The 17,754-nt window shown below is 67.8% G+C and carries 16 protein-coding genes; 6 read left to right on the top strand and 10 right to left on the bottom strand.

Annotation, left to right across the window (positions count from 1 at the left end; translation table 11 throughout):
- Positions 1-10 precede the first annotated feature (10 nt).
- From pheT to A5759_RS00135, 3 genes are all read right to left on the bottom strand, one after another.
- The gene (gene pheT / locus A5759_RS00125) at positions 11-2,509 is read right to left on the bottom strand and encodes a phenylalanine--tRNA ligase subunit beta (RefSeq protein WP_068192335.1); all 2,499 of its coding nucleotides are present in this window, start codon (positions 2,507-2,509) and stop codon (positions 11-13) included.
- Complete coding sequence (gene pheS, locus A5759_RS00130) at positions 2,509-3,552, bottom strand: phenylalanine--tRNA ligase subunit alpha (protein ID WP_068192338.1); 1,044 nt, start codon at positions 3,550-3,552, stop codon at positions 2,509-2,511. Before pheS ends, pheT begins: the two co-directional genes overlap by 1 nt.
- A 70-nt stretch (positions 3,553-3,622) precedes the next feature.
- Positions 3,623-4,477, bottom strand: a complete 855-nt coding sequence (locus A5759_RS00135; protein WP_231984487.1) for an adenylate/guanylate cyclase domain-containing protein — start codon at positions 4,475-4,477, stop codon at positions 3,623-3,625.
- A 219-nt stretch (positions 4,478-4,696) separates the two neighbouring features.
- On the opposite strand from A5759_RS00135, the gene A5759_RS00140 reads away from it, so the two are divergent.
- A complete protein-coding gene (locus A5759_RS00140; protein WP_068192444.1) occupies positions 4,697-5,710 on the top strand; it encodes an oxygenase MpaB family protein in 1,014 nt (337 codons plus the stop codon).
- 266 nt (positions 5,711-5,976) lie between these two features.
- The gene (locus A5759_RS00145; RefSeq protein ID WP_369816145.1) at positions 5,977-6,951 is read left to right on the top strand and encodes an acyl-CoA dehydrogenase family protein; all 975 of its coding nucleotides are present in this window, start codon (positions 5,977-5,979) and stop codon (positions 6,949-6,951) included.
- Here the strand turns inward: A5759_RS00145 and A5759_RS00150 are convergent.
- The 4 genes from A5759_RS00150 to infC are packed head-to-tail and all read right to left on the bottom strand — an operon-like array spanning position 6,948 to position 8,959.
- A complete protein-coding gene (locus A5759_RS00150; RefSeq protein WP_068192347.1) occupies positions 6,948-7,706 on the bottom strand; it encodes an RNA methyltransferase in 759 nt (252 codons plus the stop codon). The two genes, A5759_RS00145 and A5759_RS00150, sit on opposite strands and share 4 nt — an antisense overlap.
- 23 nt (positions 7,707-7,729) lie before the next feature.
- The gene (rplT, locus tag A5759_RS00155; protein ID WP_064346258.1) at positions 7,730-8,119 is read right to left on the bottom strand and encodes a 50S ribosomal protein L20; all 390 of its coding nucleotides are present in this window, start codon (positions 8,117-8,119) and stop codon (positions 7,730-7,732) included.
- A 37-nt stretch (positions 8,120-8,156) separates the two neighbouring features.
- The gene (gene rpmI / locus A5759_RS00160) at positions 8,157-8,351 is read right to left on the bottom strand and encodes a 50S ribosomal protein L35 (RefSeq protein WP_064395677.1); all 195 of its coding nucleotides are present in this window, start codon (positions 8,349-8,351) and stop codon (positions 8,157-8,159) included.
- A gap of 20 nt (positions 8,352-8,371) precedes the next feature.
- Complete coding sequence (gene infC, locus A5759_RS00165; RefSeq protein WP_082693995.1) at positions 8,372-8,959, bottom strand: translation initiation factor IF-3; 588 nt, start codon at positions 8,957-8,959, stop codon at positions 8,372-8,374.
- 214 nt (positions 8,960-9,173) lie between these two features.
- Between infC and A5759_RS00170 the strand changes: the two genes are divergently transcribed.
- The 3 genes from A5759_RS00170 (at position 9,174) to A5759_RS00180 (ending at position 14,468) form a co-directional block, all read left to right on the top strand.
- On the top strand, positions 9,174-9,635 hold the full coding sequence (locus tag A5759_RS00170) for a DUF1844 domain-containing protein (RefSeq protein ID WP_231984488.1): 462 nt from the start codon (positions 9,174-9,176) through the stop codon (positions 9,633-9,635).
- A 43-nt stretch (positions 9,636-9,678) separates the two neighbouring features.
- Complete coding sequence (gene lysX, locus A5759_RS00175) at positions 9,679-12,993, top strand: bifunctional lysylphosphatidylglycerol synthetase/lysine--tRNA ligase LysX (protein ID WP_068192350.1); 3,315 nt, start codon at positions 9,679-9,681, stop codon at positions 12,991-12,993.
- A 116-nt stretch (positions 12,994-13,109) separates the two neighbouring features.
- Positions 13,110-14,468, top strand: coding sequence for an alpha/beta hydrolase family protein (locus tag A5759_RS00180; protein ID WP_082961886.1), 1,359 nt, complete (start codon positions 13,110-13,112; stop codon positions 14,466-14,468).
- A gap of 139 nt (positions 14,469-14,607) precedes the next feature.
- On the opposite strand, the gene A5759_RS00185 is transcribed toward A5759_RS00180, so the two are convergent.
- Positions 14,608-14,904 carry a DUF732 domain-containing protein gene (locus A5759_RS00185; RefSeq protein ID WP_068192355.1) on the bottom strand — a complete coding sequence of 99 codons (297 nt, stop codon included), beginning with the start codon at positions 14,902-14,904 and terminating at the stop codon, positions 14,608-14,610.
- A gap of 116 nt (positions 14,905-15,020) precedes the next feature.
- Here A5759_RS00185 and A5759_RS00190 point away from each other — a divergent pair, with 116 nt between their 5' ends.
- Positions 15,021-15,338 carry a hypothetical protein gene (locus A5759_RS00190; protein ID WP_231984489.1) on the top strand — a complete coding sequence of 106 codons (318 nt, stop codon included), beginning with the start codon at positions 15,021-15,023 and terminating at the stop codon, positions 15,336-15,338.
- Here A5759_RS00190 and A5759_RS00195 read toward each other — a convergent pair.
- Entirely contained in the window at positions 15,332-16,411 is a 1,080-nt protein-coding gene (locus A5759_RS00195) for a hypothetical protein (RefSeq protein WP_068192358.1), read from the bottom strand. The two genes, A5759_RS00190 and A5759_RS00195, sit on opposite strands and share 7 nt — an antisense overlap.
- Complete coding sequence (locus A5759_RS00200) at positions 16,408-17,712, bottom strand: hypothetical protein (protein WP_068192453.1); 1,305 nt, start codon at positions 17,710-17,712, stop codon at positions 16,408-16,410. Before A5759_RS00200 ends, A5759_RS00195 begins: the two co-directional genes overlap by 4 nt.
- Positions 17,713-17,754: the final 42 nt, after the last annotated feature.

Genomic DNA, 17,754 nt, shown 5'->3' on the forward strand with positions numbered 1-17,754 from the left:
TTCATTACTATCAGCGGCGTTGTTCGGCGCCGACCCGCTCCGTGGCGGCCTGCACGGCCGCTTCGCGCGCCGCGCTGGCCTCGTCCTCGGTGAGCGTGCGATCGGCGGCACGGAACCGCAGCGCGAACGCCAGCGATTTGCGGCCCTCGCCGACCTGCGGACCGGTGTAGACGTCGAACAGCCGCACGTCCTCGAGCAGCGGCCCCGCGCCGGCCCGCACCGCCTCGACCACGGCGGCCGCGGCGACGTCCTCGTCGACGACCAGGCTGATGTCCTGAAACACGGCGGGAAACGGCGACACCCTCGGAGCCGGAAGTCGCTCGACGATGGGTATGGCGTCCAGATTCAGTTCGAGGGCACAGGTGCGCTTGGGCAGACCCGACCGCTCCACAACCGCCGGGTGCAGTTCACCGGCGAAGCCGACGACGGTCCCGCTCTGCCGGTCGCCCAGCACCACTTCGGCGCAGCGGCCCGGATGCCACGGCAGGCGCTGAGCGGCGCGCAGGCTCAGCTCGACACCGGCGGCGCGAGCGATCACCTGCACTGCCTCGAACACGTCGCCGGGCTGCACCGCGCGACCCGGACCCCACGGGCCTGCGGGCTCGCGCAACCCGGCCACCACCAGGGCCACGTGCTGGGGCTGTCGCGGCAGCGACGCGTTCAGCGCGGCGATCTCCTCGCCGCTGGGCCGCCGGTCGGTCGGTATCCGTTCGAGGGAACGGGTGTCCGGCGTCGCTTGGACGACCTGCTGGATCGCGAACAAACCGACGTCGACGGTTCCGCGAGACACGTTGCGGCTCAGTGCCTCCAATAGTCCTGGCAGCAGGGTGGTGGCCAACTGCGGGCGGTCGGAATCCAGCGGGTTGAGCACGTCGGTCGTGATCCGGCGGGTGTCGTCGGCGCGCAGGCCCCACTGGTCGAATACGCCCGCGGGCAGAAACGGGGTGGGCAGGATCTCCACATACCCGTTGAGTCCCAACGACTTTCCGATCGCACGCCGTCGCCTCTGCACCGGGGTCAGCCCGCGGCCGGCCGGGGCCAGCGGCAACACCGACGGAATGGTCTCCAGATCCTCGAGACGCAGCACCTCTTCGACGAGGTCGGCAGGTTGACGCAGATCGGGCCGCCAACTCGGCGGCGTGACGGTGAGCGTGCCCTCGGCGGCGACGACCCGTGCGCCGATCTGGGTGAGCCGCCGTTCTGCGGTGCCCGGTGCGTACTCGACACCGGCGGTGCGGTCGGGCAGGTCGGCAGCCATGGCGACCGGCGGTTGCGACCAGTCGTCTCGGGGTGGCTCGCCGCGCCAATCGGTCAGCGTGGGTTCGACCGTGCCGTTGGTGATCTCGGCGAGCAGCGCGGCGCAGCGGTCCAACGCGGCGACCGAAATCGCCGGATCGACGCTGCGTTCGTAGCGCCGACCCGCCTCGCTGTACAGGCGCAGCCGTCGCTGCGTGCGCGAGACGGCGGCCGGGTCCCACACGGCGGCCTCGAGCAGTACGTCGGTGGTCGTCTCGCGCACCTCGGTGGTGCCCGCACCCATCACGCCGCCGATCGCGGCGGTCGCTTCGTCGTCGACGATCAGCACATCGGCCGTGTCGAGGCGGCGTTCGACATCGTCGAGGGTGACCACGGTCTCCCCCGGTTCGGCGAAGCGCACACGGAATCCGCCGGTGATCAGACTGCGGTCGTGGGCGTGCATCGGGTGGCCGAGCTCGAGCATCACGTAGTTGGTGACGTCCACGGCGGGAGAGATGGCCCGGATGCCGGACAACAGGAGCCGTCGCTGCAGCCACCACGGCGAGACGGCGCCGGCATCGATGCCGGTCACCGGGCGCAGTCCGAACCGCTGGACTCCGGTGCCCGGGTCGATCGACACGGGCAGCGCCTCGCCGTCGGCCGGTAACGGGGCGACGTCGGCGGGGTCGACGTAATCGAGGTCGTAGGCGGTGGCGACCTCGCGGGCCAGCCCGCGCACCGACAGGCAGTAGCCGCGGTCCGGTGTGATGGCCAGGTGAAAGACGACGTCGTCGAGGCCGAGGAGATCGGCGGCGGGGTGGCCCGGTTCGGCGGTGCCGGCCGGCAGCACGAGAATGCCCGAATGGTCGGTGCCCAGGTTCAGTTCGGCCGTCGAGCAGATCATCCCGTCGGAGATCCGGCCGTAGGTCTTGCGGCTGGCGATCGTGAAGTCGCCGGGCAGCACCGTACCGGGCAGTGCCACCACGACCAGATCGCCGACGGCGAAGTTTGTTGCGCCGCAGACGATGTCACGTGGCTCGTCTTCTCCGACGTCGACCTTGACGGCGCGGATGGGCTTCTTGAATTCGGTGAGCTCCTCGATGGCGGCCACCCGTCCCACTGTCAGTGGGCCCGTGACGGGGCCGACCGGGATGACCTCCTCGACCTCATGGCCGATGCGGATCAACGTCTCTTCGAGGTCGGCGGGGCTCACGTCCCAACCCGGCGCGCCGGCCCGCACAACGTCGCGCAGCCAGCTGTACGGCAGCCGCATCAGGCCCCTACCCCGAACGGCAGGGAGAACCGCACGTCACCTTCGACCATGTCGCGCATGTCCGGAATTCCGTTGCGGAACTGCAGGGTTCGTTCCAGGCCCATACCGAAAGCGAAGCCGGAATAGGCATCAGGATCGATCCCGCAGGCGCGCAGCACGTTCGGATGGACCATGCCGCAGCCGCCCCACTCGACCCAGCCGGCTCCGCCCTTCTTGTTCTCGAACCAGATATCGACCTCGGCCGACGGTTCCGTGAACGGAAAGAAGTGCGGACGGAACCGTGTGCGCGCCTGCGGACCGAACTCGGAGCGGGCGAACGCATCCAGCGTGCCGCGCAGATGGGCCATCGTCAGTCCTTTGTCCACCGCGAGGCCTTCGACCTGATGGAAGACCGGAGTGTGGGTGGCGTCGAGTTCGTCGGTGCGAAACGTGCGGCCGATCGAGACGATGTAGACCGGCGGCTCGCGTTCAAGAAGGGTGCGGATCTGCACCGGCGAGGTGTGCGTGCGCAACACCTGCCGCGACCCCTCGGGCGCGATGTGGAAGGTGTCCTGCTCGCTGCGCGCCGGATGGTCGGGAGCGAAGTTCAGCGCATCGAAGTTGAACTGCTCGGTTTCGACCTCGGGCCCCTCGGCGAGTTCCCATCCCATCGCGACGAACGTGTCGGCGATGCGCTCGCCCAGAATCGTGATCGGGTGGCGGGCGCCGACCGGTTGCCGGGTCGAAGGCAACGTCACATCGATACGCTCGGCCACCAGCACCGCGGCGTCGCGCTCTGCCCGCAGCGCCGCCAGCCGCTCGTCGTACGCGCTCTGCGCCTGAGTGCGGGCGACGTTGACCCGTTTCCCCGCGTCGGCCCGATCGGCCTTGGCCAGTGACCCAAGCGACTGGCGCGCCAACGCGATCGGAGACCGGTCGCCGAGATGCTCGGTTTTCGCCCGCGCGAGCTCATCGAGGTCAGCGGCCGCCTCGAACGCACGCCGAGCAGCGCTGACAGCCTCGGTCAGCGCTTCTTCGGACAGGTCTGCGGGCCGATCAGCCACCCGGCGATCATAGGTGATGCGCCGATGGCCCTCGAACGCATGCCGAGGCCGGCGTACGCACCGCAGCCCGCTATTCCGCCGCGGGCTGGTCCCCATCGTCGCCAGCCTCCGGCGGGTGCCTGAGAGTCTTCAGTCGATACATGACGAGATCGGCCGGGACACCGTCATGTTTCGAGGCGAAGAGTTGCCTACGGAGGCGCTTGGCCTCGACTTCGAGCGAATCGAACTCCTCGGCGGGGATGCGGTCCAATGTGGTCTGCGACACCACCAGCCCTCCGCGGGTCGCGCGGTCCATCACGCGGGCCGCGATGTTGACGTCGACTCCGACCCAGTCCGACCCGATGCGCTGGGGATGGCCGGTATGCACACCGACCCGCATCCGCGGCGTGAACCCGTCGACGTCAATGCTTTTCACCCCGTCGCGCGCGGCGATCGCGGCCCGCACCGCCGTCGTCGGGTCGAGGAAGACCGCCATGAGGCCGTCTCCCATGCGCTTGACGATCTGCCCGCCGGCCTCCAACAGGGGCGGCTCGGCCACCTGGGACACGCGGCGCAGCAGCCGCAGCGTGGCCTCGTCGCCCGCGTCGAGCGACCACGTCGAGAAGCCGACGAGATCGGTGAAGACCAGCGTCGCCTCGCGGTTGGCCGGTTTCCCGGACACCCGCTCGGTGAGGGCCTGCCACACTTGCAGCGCGCCGAGGCTCACCTCGCGGGTGGCGACGTTGTGCTGGAGCAGCCGATCGGCGGCGCGGGCGGCAGCGCGCGGCCCGCCCACCCCGTCGGCCGACAGGGGATCCCCGAACTCCGGATCACCGGGCAACGCGCGCCGCGTACGTCGCAGGAACGCGATGATGTTCTCGTTGCGATTGGTGTTCTTCAGCCAGCCCAGGGGCCCGGTCGACCGCTCGAACGGCTCGACATCCACGCCCGCCAGCCTATGCGGGCCGCTCGACGCCGAGCAATCTCCTCAAGCGAAGCGGTCGTCCGGATGACGAAACCGGAGCCGCTGAAGCAGCTGGTCACGGGTTTGTGGCGAGGTAGTAGCCGCTGCATAACGTTGTCCGGCGACGCGCCCCGCAAATCGTAGACAACGTTGGTTGTCAACATTATCGTGGAGTTCGACGCCGATTCAGCGAGGAATCAGATGACTGTGAGCAGCACCGCCAACCCCTTAGGTCCCGACTCGTTGACGTGGAAGTACTTCGGCGACCTCCGCACGGGATTGCTGGGTGTGTGGATCGGCGCCGTCCAGAACATGTATCCGGAACTGGGCGCGGGCGTCGAGGACCATTCGATCCTGCTGCGCGAACCGCTGCAGCGCGTCGCCCGCTCGGTGTATCCGATCATGGGTGTGGTCTACGACGGCGAACGCGCTTCCCAGACCGGCGAGCAGATCAAGAGCTACCACACCACGATCAAGGGTGTGGACACCGAGGGCCGGCGCTACCACGCGCTGAACCCCGAGACCTTCTATTGGGCGCACGCCACCTTCTTCATGCTGATCATCAAGACGGCCGAGTACTTCTGCGGCGGCCTGACCGAGGCCGAGAAACGCCAGCTGTTCGACGAGCACGTGCAGTGGTACCGGATGTACGGCATGAGCATGCGGCCGGTGCCGGAAAGCTGGGAAGAGTTCTGCGTGTACTGGGACCGCAAGTGCCGCGAGGAACTCGAGATCAATCGCGCCACCCTCGACATCTTCTCGATCCGGATTCCCAAGCCCTGGTTCGTGTTGATGCCCACCGGGCTGTGGGATCAGCTCTTCAAGCCGATGGTCGGCGCGCAGCGCTGGATCGCGGCGGGCGTGTTCGACGACGCCCTTCGGGAGAAGGCCAACATGCGATGGACGCCCGGCGACGAGGTGCTTCTTCGCCTGTTCGGCAAGCTGGTGGAGTTCGCTTTCGTGGCTGTGCCCGACGAAATCCGTTTGCATCCAAGGGCTTTGACTGCCTATCGGCGGGCCCAGGGCCGGCTTCCCTCCGACGCTCCACTGGTCGAAGCACCTGCGTTCATGGCGCCGCCGAGCGATCGGCGCGGGCTGCCGATGCACTACCTCCCTCCGCGCAAGTCGCTGCTCGATCGGGCCGGGTCGCTGGTGCACACCACGTTCTCTTTGGCGGGGCTGCGTCCGGCCCGCGGACGCCATAAGGCAGCCTAGAGGGCATGCTCGAATGGTCTGATGTCGATCTCGCCGTGCGCGATGCCGTCCGCGAGTTCGTCGACAAGGAAATCCGCCCGCACGTCGATGCGCTGGAAAGCGGCGAGATGGAGCCCTACCCCATCGTCCGCAAGCTGTTCGCCACGTTCGGCATCGCCGACATGGCGCGCGAGTCGCTGAACAAGCGCCTGGCCCGGCTGCGCGACGGCGGCGGTTCGTCGGAGAAGTCCTCGGGCGGCGGCATGTTCGGCGAGGGTTCCGGCGGCATGGGGTTCGTCGTGGTCAGCGAGCTGTGCCGGGTGTCGATGGGCGTCGTCACGGGCATGGGGGTCAGCCTCGGGCTGACGGTGCCGACGATCATGAGCCGCGGCACGCTGGCCCAGCAGGAACGCTGGCTTCCCGATCTGGTCACCTACGACAAGGTCGGCGCATGGGCGATCACCGAGCCCGACTCGGGCTCCGATGCCTTCGGCGGCATGAAGTCCTACGTCGTCCGTGATGGCGACGACTACATCCTCAACGGCCAGAAGACCTTCATCACCAACGGCCCCGACGCCGACGTCGTCGTGGTGTACGCGAAGCTCGACGAGGGCGACCCCAGCATCGACAAGCGCGACCGCAAGGTGCTCACCTTTGTGCTCGACCGCGGCATGGAAGGTTTCGTGCAGTCGAAGCCATTCCGCAAGATGGGAATTCACAGCTCGCGCACCGGCGAGCTGTTCTTCAACAACGTGCGGTTGGGCCGGGACCGGTTGCTCGGCGAAACCGAGGACAACTCCGCCGGTGACGGGCGCGCCAGCGCACGGTCGAGCTTCAGCGCCGAACGCATCGGCGTCGCCGCGATGTCGCTGGGCGTGATCGAGGAATGCCTGCGGTTGTGCGTCGACTACGCCAAGAGTCGCACGCTGTGGGGTCAGGAGATCGGCCAGTTCCAGCTGATCCAGCTCAAGCTCGCGAACATGGAAGTGGCGCGGATGAACGTGCGCAACATCCTGTTTCGCGTGATCGAAGCGGCGCAGGCCGGTGTGTCGATCTCACTGCCGGAGGCATCGGCGATCAAGTGGTACTGCTCACAGGCCGCCACCGACGTCGCGATGGAAGCGGTGCAGCTGTTCGGCGGCAACGGCTACATGACCGAGTACCGCGTCGAACAGCTTGCGCGCGACGCCAAGTCGTTGATGATCTACGCCGGCAGTAACGAGGTGCAGATCACCCACGTGGCGCGAGGCTTGTTGAGCTAGGAGCGGCGGTGCGCGCGTGCGCTCTGGTACAGGCAGATCGCCGCGGCCGCAGCCACATTGAGGCTCTCGGCGGCCCCCGGCATCGGGATGTGAACGCGATGCGTGGCCGACGCGGCCAGTTCTGCGGGCAGACCGTGGGCCTCCGGCCCGAACAACCACGCCGTCGGCTCGACCAGTGCGGCCTCCAGAGCGGGACTGTCCAATGACATCTCGCCGTCGATGGTCGTCGCCAACACCTGCAGGCCGCTGCCGGCGAGTTCCGACACCGCCGAACCGGGATCGTCCTCGGTGACAACGGGAATCGAGAAGATGCTGCCCGCGGACGCGCGCAAACACTTGCCGTTGTAGGGGTCCACGCTGTGCCCGGCGAACACGACGGCGTCCGCCCCCATCGCGTCGGCGATCCGAATCAGGGTGCCCGCGTTGCCCGGTTCGGAGATCTCGACCGCGACGGCGACCAGCCGCGGCGAGGCGGCCAAGACCTCGCCCAGCGACGTCTCCGGTGTCGCGCACACGGCGACCAGGCCGACCGGAGTCACCGTCTCCGACAACGCTTTGGCGGCGCGTTCCGTCACCAGGTGCACCGGGACATCGGCCAGCATCGCACCGAATCGGTGTGCGGCGTCCTCGGTGGCGAACACCTCGGATACGAGTCCGCGCCGCAACGCCGCCTCGACGAGGTTCGGCCCCTCGGCGAGGAAGCGTGCGGCGCGGCGTCGCCCGACGTGGCGGTGCAGCTTGACCGCTGCGACCACCCGGGCGGAGCGTTCGGTGAGCGTCAGGCAGCCTCGCCCGACGGCGCGTTCACGTCCTCGGGCAGTGCGCCCTTGGCGACCTCGACCAGCGCGGTGAACGCCGCGGGATCGCTGACGGCGATCTCGGCGAGGTTCTTGCGGTCCACCTCGACGCCAGCGGCCTTCAGCCCCTGGATCAGCCGGTTGTAGGTGATGTCGTTGGCGCGGGCCGCGGCATTGATACGCGAGATCCACAGCTTGCGGAACTCGCCCTTGCGGGCGCGCCGGTCACGATAGGCGTAGTTGAGCGAATGCAGCTGCTGCTCTTTGGCCTTGCGGTACAGCCGCGACCGCTGCCCCCGGTAACCCTTGGAGGCCTTGAGGATTGTCCGCCGCTTCTTCTGGGCGTTGACTGCGCGCTTGACGCGTGCCATGGGAATGTCCTTCGTTCAGGTCGTACGTGTTCGTCGGTCAGCCGTTGAGCATCTTCTTGATGCGGGCGTTGTCGGCGGCCGACACCTCGGTGCGGCCGGCGAGTCGCCGGGTGCGCTTGCTCGGCTTGTGCTCGAGCAAGTGGCGGCGGTTGGCCTTCTGGCGCACGATCTTGCCGGTCCCGGTGCGACGGAACCGCTTGGAAGCGCCGCTGTGGGTCTTCGCCTTGGGCATAGGTCCTCTGCTCTGTTGTTCTAACTGTTTCGGTCGGGTGCTGCGGCCGGCTCTGCGGAGCCTTCGGCCTGTTGCGCCGCCTTGGCGCGAGTCTTCGCGCCGCGGTGCGGGGCCAGCACCATCGTCATGTTGCGGCCGTCCTGCTTGGCCGAGGTCTCGACGAAGCCGTAGTCGGCGACGTCGGCGCCCAGCCGCTGCAGGAGACGGAAGCCCAATTCGGGTCGCGACTGTTCGCGGCCGCGGAACATGATCGTCACCTTGACCTTGGACCCGGCCTCGAGGAAGCGGATCACGTGACCCTTTTTGGTCTCGTAGTCGTGCGGGTCGATCTTGGGACGGAGCTTCTGTTCCTTGACGACGGTCTGCTGCTGGTTCTTGCGAGACTCGCGCGCCTTCTGAGCCGTCTCGTATTTGAACTTTCCGTAGTCCATGATCTTGCAGACCGGGGGTTTGGCATCCGGTGCTACTTCGACGAGATCGAGATCGGCATCCGCGGCGACGCGGAGGGCATCTTCGATGCGCACGATGCCTACCTGTTCACCGCCCGGTCCGATCAGGCGGACTTCAGGTACGCGGATGCGCTCGTTGACGCGGGTCTCAGTGCTGATGGGGCCTCCTATGTTGTCCTCTAGGAGCCCACTCCGTCAGCTCTGCTCAACGAACAGAAAAGCCCTGCTCAAAGCAGGGCCCACAGCCGACCAGGACAGGCAATCTGTTGCCTGTGACCGGACCGCTGAGCCGGTATGGCCAGCGGTGGGAGGGGGACTCCACTTGCTGTCCCTGGCGTTTGCCGGGACGGTCGCGCATGCCAGTCTAGCAGGCATGACCGATGACCCGAACTCAGCTGACCCGGCCGGCCCAGGTGATCTGAACGGCACCGCCGGCTCAGGTGATCTGAACGGCACGGCCGGCTCAGGTGATCTGAACGGCACGGCCGGCTCAGGTGATCTGAACGGCACCGCCGTTCGTGAACTCGCGGAGGTGCCCGCCGTCGAGGTGATCACCCGGTCGGCCGTGATGCTGATGAGCGCCGCCGCCGAGAAGCTCGGGCTGTCGTCCGACAATCCCGACGAGAGCCCGTACCGCGATCTCGACGAGGCCCGCCGGTTGATCACCGCGCTGGCCGGGTTGGTCACCGCGTCCGCGGAGTATCTCGGACCCCATGCCGGACCGGTGCGTGACGGGATGAAGACGCTGCAGCTGGCCTTCCGTGAGGCCAGCGCATCGCCCGACGAACCAGGGCAAGGCCCCGGCGAGAAATTCACCGGACCCGTCTGGTCGTGAGTCGCCACCCATTTGGGGTCCCAACCGAATAATGTCGCGGCCTATGACCGTCGCTAGCCTGCCCGTTACCCGCCGCAGGTCGAGGTACTGGTGGGTGCCCGCGGCGGCGGGCTGGACGGTAGGCATCATCGCCACGCTCTCGTTGTTGGCGAGCGTCTCGCCGTTCGTGCGGTCGGTTATCCGGGTTCCGCGCGAGTTCGTCAATGACTACATCTTCAACTTCCCCGACACCAGCTTCGCCTGGGCGTTCGTGCTGGCGCTGCTGGCCGCGGCGCTGGCGGCGCGCAAGCGGATAGCCTGGTTGATCCTCGTCGCCTACATGGTGGGTGCGATCGTCTTCAACATCGCGGACCTGGTGTCCGGCGACGAGTCGGTGGTCGAGGAGATCGGCGAAGTCATCGGGCTGGCCTTCCACGTCGCCGCGATCCTGTTCCTGCTGCTGGCTCGTGGCGAGTTCTGGGCGAAGGTGCGCCGCGGTGCCCTGCTGAAGGCAGCGGTCGTGCTGGTCGCGGGGATGGCGATCGGCACCCTGATCGGATGGGGCCTGCTCGAACTGTTCCCGGGCACGCTGACCAGTGACGACCGGTTCTGGTATGCGCTGAACCGGGTCAGCGCGTTCGCGGGCGCCGACTCCTCGAACTTCACCGGTCATCCGCACGTCCTGATCAACGCTGTGCTGGGCCTTTTCGGCGCACTGGCTCTGATGGTCGCGGCGATCGTGTTGTTCCAGTCCCAGCGCGCCGAGAACGCGCTGACCGGTGAGGACGAATCCGCGCTGCGCGGGCTGCTGGAGTTGTTCGGCAAAAACGACTCGCTCGGGTACTTCGCGACGCGCCGCGACAAGGCGGTGGTGTTCGCGCCCAACGGTCGGGCCGCCATCACCTACCGGGTGGAAGTCGGTGTGTGCCTGGCGAGCGGGGATCCGGTCGGCGATCCCAAGGCGTGGCCGGCGGCGATCGAGGCGTGGCTCGCGTTGTGTCAGACCTACGGCTGGGCCCCCGGGGTGATGGGCGCGAGTTCGGCGGGCGCCGAGGCGTTCCGCGAGGCCGGGCTCAACGCCCTGCAACTCGGCGACGAGGCCATTCTGTATCCCGACAGTTTCCGGCTGTCCGGGCCGGATATGCGCGCGGTCCGACAGGCCGTGACCCGGGCGCGGCGTGCGGGCGTGAGCGTGCGCATCCGCAGGCACCGCGACCTGGGCGCCGAGGAGATGGCCGACGTCATCGCCCGCGCCGAGGCCTGGCGCGACACCGAGGACGAACGCGGCTTCTCGATGGCACTCGGCCGGCTCGGCGACCCGGCCGACGGCGACTGCCTCCTTGTGGAAGCGGTCCAGAACGCGGGCGGGACAGACGAAGTCGTCGCCATGCTGTCACTGGTGCCCTGGGGCACCAACGGCGTCTCGCTGGACTTGATGCGGCGCGCACCCCACTCCCCCAACGGCACCATCGAACTGATGGTCAGCGAACTGTGCATGCAGGCCGAGGACATCGGCATCACACGAATCTCGTTGAACTTCGCCATGTTCCGCTCGGCGTTCGAACAGGGCGCTCAGCTCGGGGCGGGCCCGGTCGCCCGGCTGTGGCGCAGCCTGCTCGTGTTCTTCTCCCGATGGTGGCAGCTCGAGACGCTGTACCGCTCGAACATGAAATACCAACCGGACTGGGTGCCGCGTTACGCCTGCTACGACGACGCCCGACTGGTGCCACGGGTCGGGGTGGCGTCGGTGATCGCCGAAGGATTTCTGGTGCTGCCCTTTTCGCGGCGTCACGAACAGCCGCACACCGGACACCACACGGCGGTGCCGCAGGATCTGATGGCGACCGGACTGTTGCACCACGACGGTACGGCCCCCGATCTCAGCGGGCTGGCGGCCGATCTGCCCGACGCCGATGAGCCGCGGCTGCCTGAACAGGTGCGAGTGCGCATGGCCAAGCTGAAGGCGCTGCAGGACAACGGAATCGATGCCTATCCCGTCGGTACGCCACCGTCGCACACCATCGCCGAGGCGATCGAGGCCGACGACGACGTTTCGGTCACGGTGGCGGGGCGGGTGCTGCGCAGCCGCGACTACGGCGGCGTTCTGTTCGCCCAGCTGCGCGACTGGTCCGGCGAAGTCCAGCTGCTGCTGGACAACTCGCTGCTCGAATCGGCGACGACGGCCGACTTCACGCACGCCATCGATCTCGGCGACCTCATCGAGGTGTCGGGCACGATGGGCTACAGCAAGAAGGGCACCCGCTCACTTCTGGTCCGTGACTGGCGGATGATCGGCAAATGTCTGCGTCCACTGCCGGACAAGTGGAAGGGGTTGACCGACCAGGAAGCCCGTGTGCGCGCCCGCTACGTCGACCTGGCGATCAACACCGAGGCTCGCGACCTCATCCGCGCGCGCAGCGGCGTGCTGCATGCGATTCGGGAAACGTTGGTGGGCAAGGGGTTCCTGGAGGTCGAGACCCCGATCCTGCAACAGATCCACGGCGGCGCGAACGCCCGGCCGTTCCTCACCCACATCAACGCCTACGATCTGGACCTCTACCTGCGGATCGCTCCTGAGCTGTACCTCAAGCGGCTCTGCGTGGGCGGTGTCGAGCGGGTTTTCGAGCTGGGCAGGGCGTTCCGCAACGAAGGCGTCGACTTCAGCCACAACCCCGAATTCACTCTGCTGGAGGCGTATCAGGCGCATGCCGACTACAACGTCTGGATCGACGGCTGCCGGCAGCTCATCCAGAACGCCGCCGAGGCCGCCAACGGTACCCAGGTGTTCTACCGGCCGCAGGAAGGCGGTGGACTCGAACCCGTCGACATCTCCGGTCAGTGGACGGTCAAAACCGTGCACGATGCGGTGTCCGAAGCCCTCGGTGAACAGATCGGCCCCGACACCGAACTGCCACGGTTGCGCCAACTGTGTGACGCCGCGGCCATTCCGTACCTGACGCACTGGGATGCAGGCGCGGTGGTGCTGGAACTCTTTGAGCGGCTGGTCGAGGACCGCACCGAGGCGCCGACGTTCTACAAGGACTTCCCGACGTCCGTGTCGCCGCTGACCCGCCCGCACCGCAGCATTCCCGGCGTCGCCGAGCGCTGGGATCTGGTGGCCTGGGGAGTCGAACTCGGCACCGCCTACAGCGAACTCACCGATCCGGTCGAGCAGCGACGCCGGTTACAGGAGCAGTCGCTGCTGGCCGCGGGCGGCGATCCCGAGGCGATGGAACTCGACGAAGACTTCCTCCAGGCGATGGAGTACGCGATGCCGCCCACCGGCGGATTGGGCATGGGTGTGGACCGCGTCGTCATGCTGATCACGGGCCGCAGCATCCGCGAGACGCTGCCGTTCCCGTTGGCCAAGCCCCGTTGACAGCGAATCCGCGCGGTTGACAGCTGCCCCACAGCGCCCCACAAGGATTACCCGTCACTCTGTAGTTCGTGACATCGGCGACGCTGGCTCATGCGCTTCGTGGGCACCTGTCGTTGATGCATGGCTGGATTCCCACAGCGGTACAGGTAGCCGCCGCGATCGCGCTGATCGCTGCGATCGGCTGGCGAACACGTCGGTGGCGCCAGGTGTGGGTGCCGTGGGCGGCGCTGTGCGGCCTTGTGCTGACGGTGGCGACGTACGCCTTCTTTGCGTCGGAAGGACTTTCGGGCAACCCCGCACCACCTTCGCTGTGGGTGTGGGTGGGGCTCACGGGCACTGCGTGCGCTGTGCTGGTCGCCGGCTGGCAAGGCGCCCGCTGGTGGCGTCGGGGCGTCTCGCTGATGGCGCTGCCGTTGTGTCTGTTGTCCGCGGCACTGGTCGTCAACCTATGGGTGGGCTACCTCCCCACCGTGCAAGCGGCGTGGAATCAACTGACCGCGGGACCGCTTCCTGACCAGACGGACGCGGCGACGATGCAGGCGATGCAGGATCGGCATCAGATCCCGGCGAAGGGCACGGTCGTCCCGGTGCACATCGCCGACACGGCCTCGGGCTTCCAACACCGCACTGAGCTCGTCTACCTGCCACCGGCGTGGTACGCGACCAGTCCCCCACCTCCGCTTCCCACCGTGATGATGATCGGAGGCGAGTTCAACACCCCGGCGGATTGGGTTCGTGCCGGCAATGCGGTCGCCACGGCGGACGACTTCGCCTCCGGGCACGGCGGGTACTCCCCGGTTCTCGTCTTCGTCGACGCCGGTGGCACGTTTCGCAACGACACCGAATGTGTCAACGGCAAGCGCGGTAACGCCGCCGACCATCTAACCAAGGACGTCGTGCCGTACATGATATCGACGTTCAAAGTCAGCTCCAGACAGGCGAACTGGGGAGTCGTGGGTTGGTCGATGGGAGGCACCTGCGCCGTCGACCTGGCGGTGATGCATCCCGATATGTTCGGGGTCTTCGACGACATCGCCGGCGACCTGAGCCCAAACTCGGGCACCAAGGATCAGACGATCGAGCGCCTGTTCGGCGGTGATGCCGCAGCGTACGCGGCGTTCGACCCGACAACGGTGATCCGCCGACACGGCCGGTATTTCGGCCTCACGGGCCGATTCGATGTCAACACGGCGGACGCCGCGCAGAAGGACGCGGCCGGCGTGCTGTCCGGCCTGGGCACGGCACATGGCATCACCTGCTCGGTGGTGGTCCAGCCGGGCGTGCACGACTGGCCGTACGCCGCCCATGCGTTCGCCACGGCGCTGCCGTGGCTGGCAAGCCAACTGGGCACGCCGGGGGCCGCTGCCACCCCTAGGCTGACCGCGGTCCGCGATGTCGGAACACCGACGCCACCGCCGGACGGGCCGCGTCAGCTTCCCGTTAGCGCCGACGCGCCGACCGGGAAGCCGAAGTAGCTGTCCGGCTGTTGGCGCGGGCCTGCCGCGAGGAGGCTCCGGGTTGTCGAACGTCGCGGTAGGCAGCGAACCATAAGGGCAGCAGGCATTCCCGGCAGTCGATGTCCAATAACGCCTGCGGGCGACCGCGTCGGAGAAGCTACGACGGGCAGTAAGATTGGGTCGCGGCACCGACGAAGAACCCGCTCTGGTCCAGGCTCCAGTTGGCCGGTTCGCTGATCTCGACCGCGACCTGTTCGGGCTTCTGCCCGGTGGCCACGTAGTCACATACCGCGTGGGCGAGGGTGATTGCGTCCTTGGGTGTCGAGAACGGAATTCCCTCTTCTTCGAGCACCGCGACGAAGATGTCGTCGGTCTCGTCGGCGAGGGCCGGTGCCGCTGTGCCCAGCGCCATGGCGACGCCGACAACCGCTGAGAAGATGATGGTGCCGCGCATGGTGGTTCCTTTCGCAGTGATAACGGCAAGACGCTACGCGCAGCGTTCGAGCAGCGCCGGACTTTCGTCAAAATTGTCACAACCGCCTCGACCTGTGAGCGGGTAGCGTGGACGGCATGCCGGGCGACACCACTCCGGAACAAGATCAGCAACCCGCCGTCGAGGCCGAGGTCGTGGACCCGAAGCCCGAGTCCACCACGCCGGTCGAGCCCGTCGAAAGCGGCTACACACCGGGTGGTGTGCCGACGTTCGACGCCGTGCGGGAGAAGGTCGAGACGCGCTACAGCACCGCGATCGGCGCCTCCGAGCTCGCGGCTGAAACCCCCGAGGGTCGAAGCGTCGCCGAGCAATACGACGAGCGCCAGCGAGCAGCGGCCGAGCGTCTCGAACAGATCCGCGAGCAGATGCGCAAACAGTCCGACGAATCTCAGTAGTCCGATTCGGCGGCGAGGATCTCGGCCAGGAACGCATCGGGGCCGGGTCGATCCATCCGCGACCGGGCGAACGCGCGGACCCGGTCGCGGGTGTGCGCCGACTCGTCGATATCGGCGCCCACCACCACCCTCGCGCCGCGCCAGTCATGGTTCCAGGCAACCGCTTCGGTGATCGGTGTCGCGTCGGTGTCGGCAACGGGAAACGATGCACGCCCGTCCGCGCCGAGTACGCCCGCCCCGCCGACGGCCCCTGACTCCAACCGCACCGCGATGCCGTGGGGCGAGCCCAGCCCCGTCAACTCCACCTCGACGACCGCGCTCACACCGTCGTCGGCCGCTTCCACCGACCATTCGACGGTGTCCTCGGCGGCGTCGAAGACTCCCGGTGGTACGGCTGCCCAATTGAGCGAGGCGGTGCCGCCGGCGATGACCGCGGGACCTCGGGCTCGCGAATCCGCCCCTGCAGCAAGCGCATAGTCGGCGCGCCGACCGCTCACCTGGTCCGCATCGAGTGCGACCCCGACATCGTCGGCCACATCGCGACACAGCTCGATGAGCGCGGTCACCCGTGGATCACCTTCGTGCGCTGCAGCGTTCAGTGCCGCGGCATGCGGTGCCAGCAGATGGGCGATCTCCGAGTCGAAGGTGTCGTCGCCGAAGTAGTCCTGCGCTGCGGCCGTCAGCAGCGCGACTTCGGCATCCAGGAGCGCCCCGTCGAGCGTCGCGATCGCATCGCGTTGACTTGCCGGCCACCAGCGCCGCAGCCAGTGGCCGAGCGCGAGCCGGCGCAGCGGTTCGAGTGCATCGGGTACCAGGGCCACACCGGTCACCTCGACGCTGTCGACTGCGGCGCGATCACCCACCGCGGAGATCACCGCGTGGTGGCCGGCCTCGCCGACCACCCGCCACAACCAGTCCGCTCGCGCCGGATCGGTGAACGTGATCTGGGCATCCGTCGGCTCGTCGACCGTCCACGACAGCACCGCACCGCTGACTTCGAGAACGGCGACCACCGGAGCCGGGGCCACCAGCGGTCCCGTTGTCCACAGGCCCGAATCGGCCATCAGCCTCATCCCGCCACCTGCATCTCGAGCATCGTCTTGATCCGCTGGCGGTGGTCCAGGCTGACCGACCTCGCCACCCCTTCGAGCACCGCACGAACCTCGTCGACGTCGCCACACGGCTCCTGCCACACGTCGCGGCCGTGCAGCCGGACCCACAACCGGCTCAGGTACGGGCGCGCGAACATCGCCAGCTCGTCGATCACCTGCTGCTGGCGCGGATGGATCGGCCCGTCGGCGGCCAGATAGCGGCGCGCATGCAGCACATAAGCCTCTTTGCGGAGCCGCGCCTGAATCTGGCGGGCCAACTCGTAGCGGGGCACGGCGCCATCGGCCAGCGGCGCGAGATGCACCGCGACCTCGATTCCCGCGACCAGCGTTGCCTGCTTGTCCTCTCCTATCAGCCCCCAGGGAGCGCACGCCCGGTCGACCTCTTCGGCGCACAATGTCGGCACATCGGGAAGTTCGTCGCGGTCCATAGCCCTTCGCAGCGTTGCGCGCACCCTGTCGATCACGCTGCGGTTCAGGGGCCGGTCGTGGTCCGGCCCACCGATGATGCTCGGCTGCGGTTGTGGTTCAACAGAACTCAGGCCGAGATCCACGATCGACCATGGCAGCTCGGCCGGTCCGCTGCGCGCCTTGGCTCCGAGGTTGTACGGCGCGGCGTCGGCGATCAACGCCTGCCACACACGCTGTCGCGCGGCGGAGGCAGAGTGGCCGTCGGCGGGGCCGAGCACCGTGGTCAGTCCGGCCATGAACGGGCCGGTGATATCGGTACCCGCGCGAACATCTCGCCAACTGCGACTCAGCTGCCTCTCCAGTTCGGTGATGACCTTCTCGTCGGACACGAACCGGTTCAGTACTTCGATCGCGGTGCGGTCGCGTTCATCGTGTATCTCGCGCAGCACCTCCTCGGCACCGGAACCATGTTGTGCGGGCGGCCCTTTCGTCACGGCCAGCTCGAAACACACCGGGAAGTACAGCTCTTGGGCATTGCCCGAGGTGATGCGCAACCGACGCCGCTCCCGTTTGAGGACGTCGAACCAGGCCGCGGTGTCCCGCAGTTGCGCACCGTGCCCGACGATCGCGTCGTACATCGCATCGGCCACATCGGGCGCCACGAACGGCGCCGAGAATTGGGTGTTCGATCGCAGCCGCAGGACCAGCGGATCGATGATCCGTTTCACCGTTCGCCGCAGCGGCCCGCCGTCCTCGCTGCTGAGCACTTCGACACCGGGCCCGATGGCGCGCCAGGCGCGGTCGATGACCGCCCGGCGCGGATGGGCGACGGCCACGGCCGTCCCGGTGCTCATCAGGACAGGATAGAAGTAGGTTCCGGTTGTGGACAGCAGCAA

This window comes from Mycobacterium sp. 852014-52144_SCH5372336 (assembly GCF_001665615.1).
GTDB lineage: Bacteria > Actinomycetota > Actinomycetes > Mycobacteriales > Mycobacteriaceae > Mycobacterium > Mycobacterium neumannii_A.

Bases quoted from the DNA above. Each gene is read 5' to 3' on its own strand.
- pheT (WP_068192335.1), bottom strand. From the start codon at position 2,509: ATGCGGCTGCCGTACAGCTGGCTGCGCGACGTTGTGCGGGCCGGCGCG.
- A5759_RS00140 (WP_068192444.1), top strand. From the start codon at position 4,697: ATGACTGTGAGCAGCACCGCCAACCCCTTAGGTCCCGACTCGTTGACG.
- A5759_RS00145 (WP_369816145.1), top strand. From the start codon at position 5,977: ATGGGGTTCGTCGTGGTCAGCGAGCTGTGCCGGGTGTCGATGGGCGTC.
- rplT (WP_064346258.1), bottom strand. From the start codon at position 8,119: ATGGCACGCGTCAAGCGCGCAGTCAACGCCCAGAAGAAGCGGCGGACA.
- rpmI (WP_064395677.1), bottom strand. From the start codon at position 8,351: ATGCCCAAGGCGAAGACCCACAGCGGCGCTTCCAAGCGGTTCCGTCGC.
- A5759_RS00170 (WP_231984488.1), top strand. From the start codon at position 9,174: ATGACCGATGACCCGAACTCAGCTGACCCGGCCGGCCCAGGTGATCTG.
- lysX (WP_068192350.1), top strand. From the start codon at position 9,679: ATGACCGTCGCTAGCCTGCCCGTTACCCGCCGCAGGTCGAGGTACTGG.
- A5759_RS00180 (WP_082961886.1), top strand. From the start codon at position 13,110: ATGCATGGCTGGATTCCCACAGCGGTACAGGTAGCCGCCGCGATCGCG.
- A5759_RS00185 (WP_068192355.1), bottom strand. From the start codon at position 14,904: ATGCGCGGCACCATCATCTTCTCAGCGGTTGTCGGCGTCGCCATGGCG.
- A5759_RS00190 (WP_231984489.1), top strand. From the start codon at position 15,021: ATGCCGGGCGACACCACTCCGGAACAAGATCAGCAACCCGCCGTCGAG.
- A5759_RS00195 (WP_068192358.1), bottom strand. From the start codon at position 16,411: ATGAGGCTGATGGCCGATTCGGGCCTGTGGACAACGGGACCGCTGGTG.
- A5759_RS00200 (WP_068192453.1), bottom strand. From the start codon at position 17,712: ATGAGCACCGGGACGGCCGTGGCCGTCGCCCATCCGCGCCGGGCGGTC.